Raw genomic sequence first — 6,663 nt, forward strand, 5'->3', positions numbered from 1 at the left:
CGGTTTGACACTTCCGAAACAGTAAGGGAGTAAGGGTCGGGGCTGAGGGGCTTCAGGGGATCAGATTTTCAATGCCAACTGTCTTTGTTACCGGGGGCGCCGGATATGTCGGCGCACATTGCTGCAAGGCGTTCGCCGAGGCCGGATGGACGGTCGTTGTCTATGACAATTTGCAGCGCGGCTGGCGGGATTTTGTGCGCTGGGGCGAGCTGATCGAGGGCGATATCCTGGACCTCGAGGCGCTGACGGCGGCGATGCAGCGGGTGAAGCCGGATGCGGTCGCGCATTTTGCGGCGCTGACCTTTGTGGGCGAGTCGACCGAGGATCCGGGGCTCTACTATCGCAACAATGTTCTCGGTACGCTCAACATCCTTGCCGCGATGCGGGCGAGCGGGACGGGCGCGCTGGTGTTTTCTTCGACCTGCGCAACTTATGGCCCGCCGGTGCGCCTGCCGCTCGACGAGACCCACCCGCAGGCGCCGATCAATCCCTATGGCCGCACCAAGCTGATGGCCGAATGGGCGCTGCAGGACCATGACACTGCGCACGGCATCCGGCATGTGGCGCTGCGCTACTTCAATGCGGCCGGCGCGGACCCGTCCGGCCTGATCGGTGAGCGGCATGAGCCGGAGACGCACCTGATTCCGCTGGCGCTGCGGGGTGCAGGCGATGAGAGCTACACCCTCAACATTTTCGGGACCGATTATGACACGCCGGACGGCACGGCGATCCGCGACTATATCCATGTCAACGACCTCGCCCGCGCGCATCTCGCAGCATTGGACCATCTGCGCCGGGGCGGGGCGAGCGAGGCGATCAACCTGGGCACCGGCACCGGCACGAGCGTGCTCGAAATCCGCAACAGCGTTGAACAGATCACCGGGCGCAAGGTGAATACGGTGCTGGGCCCGCGCCGGGCGGGGGATGCCTCGCGGCTGGTGGCAGACACCGAAAAGGCCATGCAGCTTCTGGGCTGGAAGGCTGAGTGCTCTGATATTGATACGATTATTTCCACAGCCTGGGCTTGGCACCTCGCCGAGCTGGCGGCCGGGCGGACAGGGTAAACTCAACACAGCGGTGAGGATTTCCAAACCGTAAGGCAGTTGCACTTTCGGGCGGTTCCGGCTTGTGTCTCGGAATCGAGAGGCAGCCCGGGACACCTTGATGCTCGCACCCATCCTAGACAGCCAGGTCTTCCAGATTGGCTTCGTGCTGGTCCTTGTGGCGTTCGTCTTCTTCGGCTTCGTGCGCGAGAAACTTCCGGCCGATGTGGTTGCCCTGCTCGCCATGGGCGCGCTGATGCTGACCGGCATCCTGACAGTGAACGAGACGATTTCCGTGTTTGCCAATTCGGCGCCGGTGACCGTGGCGGCGATGTTCGTGCTTTCGGCCGCGCTGGAGCGGACCGGGGTGATCGACTATGTCGGGCGGCTGGTGGCGCGCCTGGCGCAAGCCGGCTCAGCGGTGCTGGCGGTCGTGACGATGATGTTCGCCGTGATCGTCCTGTCGGCCTTCATCAACAACACGCCGGTCGTGATCATCCTGATCCCGGTGGCGATCCGGCTGGCGAAGGCAATCAATATTGCCCCGTCGAAACTGCTGATGCCATTGTCCTTTGCGGCGATCTTCGGCGGGACGACGACGCTGATCGGCACCTCGACCAATATCCTCGTTGACGGCGTGGCGCAGAGGCAGGGGATGCCGGCGTTCGGCATGTTCGAGATTACCGGCGCGGGCCTTATGTTTGCCGGGGTTGGCATCGTCTATGTCGCGCTGATGAGCCCGTTCCTGCTGCCGGTGCGCGAGACGCTGGCCGCGATGCTCCCCGATCAGAAAGAGCGGCGCTTCGTGGCGCAGATCCTGATCCCGCTGAATTCCGACCTGATCGGCAAGACGATTTCGGAGACCGGCTTCACCGCCGAAAAGGGCTTCACGGTGATTGACGTGTTCCGGGAGGGCGTCTCGCTGCGCAGCAACCTCAAGACCATCGTCCTGCAGGCGGGCGACCGGATGGTGCTGCGCTCGCCGGTTGCCGAAATGCTGACGCTGAAAGAGGCCGGCAGCGTGGCCATCGGCGCGCAGGGCAGCGAGCATGCCTCCTTCGAGCCGGTGCAGACGACCGAGACCGTCATCATGGAAGGCGTGATCGGCCCGCAATCGCGGCTGATCGGGCGGCGCCTTGCAGGCCTCGGCCTGGCGCGGCTCTACGGGGTCTATGTTCTCGCGATCCACCGGCGCGGGGAGAACATGGCGCGCCAGATTGATGAGCTGCGTTTTGAGGTCGGGGATACGGTGCTGGTCGAAGGCCCGCCGCGCGGAATGCGCGAGCTGTTCGAGGAAGGCCATCTGAACAACCTCACCGAAAGCTCGGAGCGCTCGATCCGGCGGGACAAGGCGCCGGTGGCGGTGGCGGCGGTGCTGCTGGTGATGGGGCTTGCGGCGATCGAGCTGATGCCGATTGCCGGCCTTGCGCTGATCGCGGCGACGGCGGTGGTGGCGTTCGGCTGCCTCGATCATCAGGAAGCCTACCAGTCGATCCGCTGGGATATCCTGATGCTCATTTTCGGGATGCTGGCCCTCGGCATTGCGATGGAAAAGACCGGCGCGGCGGCGCTGATCGTCGGCTTCCTGGCCGATTTTGCCGGCGGGTTCGGGCCATTGGCGCTGCTTGTGCTGATCTATGCCTTCACCTCGCTGCTGACCGAGATCATCAGCAACAATGCGGCGGCCATCCTGATCACGCCGCTGGCGATTGGCCTTGCGCATCAGATCGGGATTGATCCGCGCGCCTTCGTGGTGGCGGTGATGTTTGCAGCAAGTGCGAGTTTCGCGACGCCCATCGGCTACCAGACGAACACGCTGGTCTACCGGGCCGGCGGCTATCAGTTCACAGATTTCGTGCGTTTCGGCCTGCCGCTGAACATCGTGATGGTGGTGGTGGCCGCTATCGTGATCCCGATTTTCTGGCCGCTGGCGCCCATCGCCCAGTAAGGCGCACCGTAGGGGTGCAGACCGGGTCGCCTCAATTTCAGGCAATTGTTGAGCGCCCTGAACAGGATGCAGGCAGCCTGCAGCCGCGGCGCGGGCCGCAAGAAACCTCATTGCTGGCTGCGGAATCCCGCGTAATGTCGGGCGGATGGCAGAAACTCCGCAGTTTTTCAATGAGATGGATGGGGGCAATGAGCGTCCGCGCGGGCCTTATGCGTCCTATTGCGACTGGTTCAGCGCGCAGCCGCCGGAACGGCTGAGGCGCAAGGCGCGCGAGGCGGAAACCTTCTTCCGGCGCACCGGCATCACCTTCAATGTCTACAATTCCCAGGAAGCCGATGAGCGGCTGATCCCGTTCGATCTCGTGCCGCGCATCATCTCGGCCAAGGAATGGTCGAAGCTGACGCGCGGGATCGAGCAGCGTGTGCGCGCGATCAATGCCTTCCTGCATGACATCTATCACCGCCAGGAAATCCTCAAGGCCGGGCGCCTGCCGGTGGAGCTGATCCGTAACAACGAAGCCTTCCTGCCGAAGATGATCGGCGTGATGCCGCCCGGAAAGATCTACACCCACATCGTCGGGGTCGATCTGGTGCGCACCAGCGAGAATGAGTTCTTCGTGCTGGAGGACAATGCCCGCACGCCCTCAGGTGTCTCCTACATGCTGGAGAACCGCGAGACGATGCTGCACATGTTCCCGGAGCTGTTCACGCGCGTGCGCGTGCGCCCGGTGAATGATTATCCCAAATCCCTGCGCCGGTCGCTGGCGGCCTGCGCGCCGCCGGCCTGCAGCGGGCGGCCCGTGGTTGCGGTGCTGACGCCGGGCATCCACAACTCCGCCTATTATGAGCACGCCTTCCTGGCCGACCAGATGGGTGCAGAACTGGTGGAGGGGCATGACCTGCGCGTCGTGGGCGGGCGCCTCGCGATGCGCACGACGCAAGGCTACCAGCCGATTGATGTGCTCTACCGGCGCGTCGATGATGATTATCTCGATCCGCTGAATTTCCGGCCGGAATCCATGCTGGGCGTTCCCGGCGTGCTGGACGTCTACCGCGCGGGCGGCATCACGATTGCGAATGCGCCGGGCACCGGCATTGCCGATGACAAGGCGATCTATTCCTACATGCCGGACATCGTCCAGTTCTATACCGGCGAAAAGCCGCTCCTGAAGAATGTGCCGACCTGGCGATGCTCGGAGCCGGATGCGCTGGCCTATGTGCTGGAACATCTCTCCGAGCTCGTCGTGAAGGAAGTTCATGGCTCGGGCGGGTATGGGATGCTGGTCGGGGCGGCGGCGTCGAAGAAGGAAATCGAGGCCTTCCGCGCCAAGCTGATGGCGAAGCCCGGCAATTACATCGCCCAGCCGACGCTGGCGCTGTCCACGGTGCCGATCCTGACGCGGGCGGGCCTTGCGCCCCGGCATGTGGACCTGCGCCCGTTCGTGCTGGTCTCGCCGGGTTCAATCGAGATCACACCGGGCGGGCTGACCCGGGTGGCGCTGAAGAAGGGCTCGCTCGTCGTCAATTCGAGCCAGGGCGGCGGCACGAAAGACACCTGGGTGCTGGAGGACTGACGCGCGATGCTTGGCAAGACCGCCGGCGGCCTCTTCTGGATGTTCCGTTATCTCGAGCGGAGCGAGAACACCTCGCGTCTGGTCGATGCCGGATTCCGTATGGCGCTGACGCGCTCCGACCATGCCGAGGAGGAATGGGCCTCGATCATCGACACCGCTTCGGCGCGCCAGGCTTTCCTTGACGCCGGCGGCAAGTTTGACGGGCCGAGCGTGATCAATTTCCTGCTGCGCGATACATCCAACCCCTCCAGCGTGATTTCGGCCACCGAGGCCGCGCGCAACAATGCGCGCCTCGTGCGCACGGCGCTGACGCGGGAAGTGTGGGAAGCGGTCAATGAAAGCTGGATTACGCTGAAAGACGTGCTCGCCCGCCCGATCCGAGAGACGGATTTGCCGCAGACCCTGTCGATCATCCGCAACCAGAGCGCCCTTGTGCGCGGGGCAACCGTCGGCACGATGCTGCGTAACGACATCTACAATTTCGCCCGCATCGGCACTTTTGTGGAGCGGGCGGACAACATCGCGCGCATCCTGGATGTGAAATACTATGTGCTGCTGCCCTCGGTGACGCTGGTGGGCTCCGCACTCGACAATGTGCAATGGGAGACGATCCTGCGCTCGGCCTCGGCAGAGCGGGCGTTTCGCTGGCTGTATGGCGGCGAGGTGAGCCCGGCAACGATTGCCGATTTCCTGATCCTCGACCGGCGGATGCCGCGCTCGCTGCTCTACTGCCTGCGCAAGATCGCCAGCAATCTCGGACATCTGTGTACGGATTACAATATCCGCGCGCCGAGCCTGGAGCTTGCGCTGGCCCAGCGCGACCGGCTCGAAGGCCTCAGCATTGAGCAGATCATCGATTCGGGCCTGCATGAATTCCTGACCGGCTTCATCGTGGACAACAATGCCCTCGCCCGCCAGGTCGAGCAGGATTTCAGGTTCAACAGCTGAGGGCGCGCCGGATGAGACTGAGGATCCTGCACACGACGCGCTACCGGTATGACACGCCGGTGGAATACGGCCTGATGCAGCTGCGCAAGACGCCTAAGGACCGGCCGCGCCACCGCGTGCTCAACTGGCGCCTCACCGTGGAGGGCGGCCGGCTGGAGACAGAGTTTACAGACCAGCACGCCAATCATGTGCATCTGATCAGCCTTGGCAGTGTGGGCGATGATCTGGTCATCACCTGCGAAGGGGAAGTCGAGGTCGAGGATACCGCCGGCGTGACCGGGCCGCATTCGGGGTATGCGCCGCTCTGGCTGTTCCTGCGCCCGACGCCGCTGACCCGGCCGGGGCCGCATGTGCGCAAGCTGATCAAGGGCCTCCCGGATGCCAGCATCGGCGATATTCCGCGCCTGCACGAGCTTGTCGCGCTGGTGCGCGGGGCGGTGAGCTATGAGCCGGGCCGGACGGACACCGCGACCCGCGCCGAGGACGCGCTGGAAGCCGGCCATGGCGTCTGCCAGGACCATGCGCATGTGTTCATCACCGCGGCGCGGCTGCTGGGTTATCCGGCGCGCTATGCCGGGGGGTATCTGATGATGAATGACCGCGTGGAGCAGGATGCCGGCCATGCCTGGGCTGAGGTGCATGTCGAGGGCCTCGGCTGGGTGGGCTTTGACATTTCCAACGCGATTTCCCCCGATGAGCGCTATGTTCGCGTGGCGACAGGGCTTGACTATACCGAGGCGGCGCCGGTTTCAGGAGTACGCTTCGGGGCGGCGGCCGAATCGCTGGATGTCTCCATCGAGGTACAACAACAATAAGAAGGCGCTGACGAAGGCGATCCGGAATGACCTATTGCGTAGGACTGAAGCTCGATTGCGGGCTGGTGCTGATGTCGGACACGCGCACGAATGCGGGCGTCGACAATATCTCGCGCTTCCGCAAGCTGTTTACCTGGGAGAAGCCCGGCGAGCGGGCGATTGCGCTGATGACGGCGGGGAATCTCGCGACAACGCAGTCGGTCGTCAGCCTGCTGGAGGAGCGCACCAAGGCGCCCTCGGAGCGGCGCCCGTCGATCCTTGAGCTGCCGACCATGTTCCAGATCGCCCGGCTTGTCGGCGAGACCCTGCGTGATGTGATCCAGTCAAATGCCGCGA

General features: G+C 64.0%; 5 protein-coding genes and 1 pseudogene. All 6 read left to right on the forward strand.

Annotated elements, in window-relative coordinates; translation table 11 throughout:
* Window positions 1-71 precede the first annotated feature (71 nt).
* On the forward strand, window positions 72-1,064 hold the full coding sequence (galE, locus tag ACK4SV_RS14765) for a UDP-glucose 4-epimerase GalE (protein ID WP_409918608.1): 993 nt from the start codon (window positions 72-74) through the stop codon (window positions 1,062-1,064).
* Between the two features lie 100 nt (window positions 1,065-1,164).
* Window positions 1,165-2,991 (forward strand): SLC13 family permease, encoded by a 1,827-nt coding sequence (locus tag ACK4SV_RS14770; protein ID WP_409918609.1) that lies wholly within the window; start codon window positions 1,165-1,167, stop codon window positions 2,989-2,991.
* 145 nt (window positions 2,992-3,136) lie between these two features.
* Window positions 3,137-4,564 carry a circularly permuted type 2 ATP-grasp protein gene (locus tag ACK4SV_RS14775; protein WP_409918610.1) on the forward strand — a complete coding sequence of 476 codons (1,428 nt, stop codon included), beginning with the start codon at window positions 3,137-3,139 and terminating at the stop codon, window positions 4,562-4,564.
* 6 nt (window positions 4,565-4,570) lie between these two features.
* Window positions 4,571-5,512 (forward strand): alpha-E domain-containing protein, encoded by a 942-nt coding sequence (locus tag ACK4SV_RS14780; RefSeq protein ID WP_409918611.1) that lies wholly within the window; start codon window positions 4,571-4,573, stop codon window positions 5,510-5,512.
* A gap of 11 nt (window positions 5,513-5,523) precedes the next feature.
* Window positions 5,524-6,327: a transglutaminase domain-containing protein gene (locus tag ACK4SV_RS14785; RefSeq protein WP_409918612.1), complete on the forward strand. Its 804-nt coding sequence runs from the start codon at window positions 5,524-5,526 to the stop codon at window positions 6,325-6,327.
* Window positions 6,328-6,353: 26 nt separating this feature from the next.
* Window positions 6,354-6,663: pseudogene (locus ACK4SV_RS14790) on the forward strand (peptidase); the annotation flags it as partial.

The sequence above is a fragment of the Hyphomonas sp. genome, assembly GCF_046313735.1.
GTDB lineage: Bacteria > Pseudomonadota > Alphaproteobacteria > Caulobacterales > Hyphomonadaceae > Hyphomonas.

Bases quoted from the DNA above. Each gene is read 5' to 3' on its own strand.
- ACK4SV_RS14775 (WP_409918610.1), top strand. From the start codon at position 3,137: ATGGCAGAAACTCCGCAGTTTTTCAATGAGATGGATGGGGGCAATGAG.
- ACK4SV_RS14770 (WP_409918609.1), top strand. From the start codon at position 1,165: ATGCTCGCACCCATCCTAGACAGCCAGGTCTTCCAGATTGGCTTCGTG.
- ACK4SV_RS14785 (WP_409918612.1), top strand. From the start codon at position 5,524: ATGAGACTGAGGATCCTGCACACGACGCGCTACCGGTATGACACGCCG.
- ACK4SV_RS14780 (WP_409918611.1), top strand. From the start codon at position 4,571: ATGCTTGGCAAGACCGCCGGCGGCCTCTTCTGGATGTTCCGTTATCTC.
- galE (WP_409918608.1), top strand. From the start codon at position 72: ATGCCAACTGTCTTTGTTACCGGGGGCGCCGGATATGTCGGCGCACAT.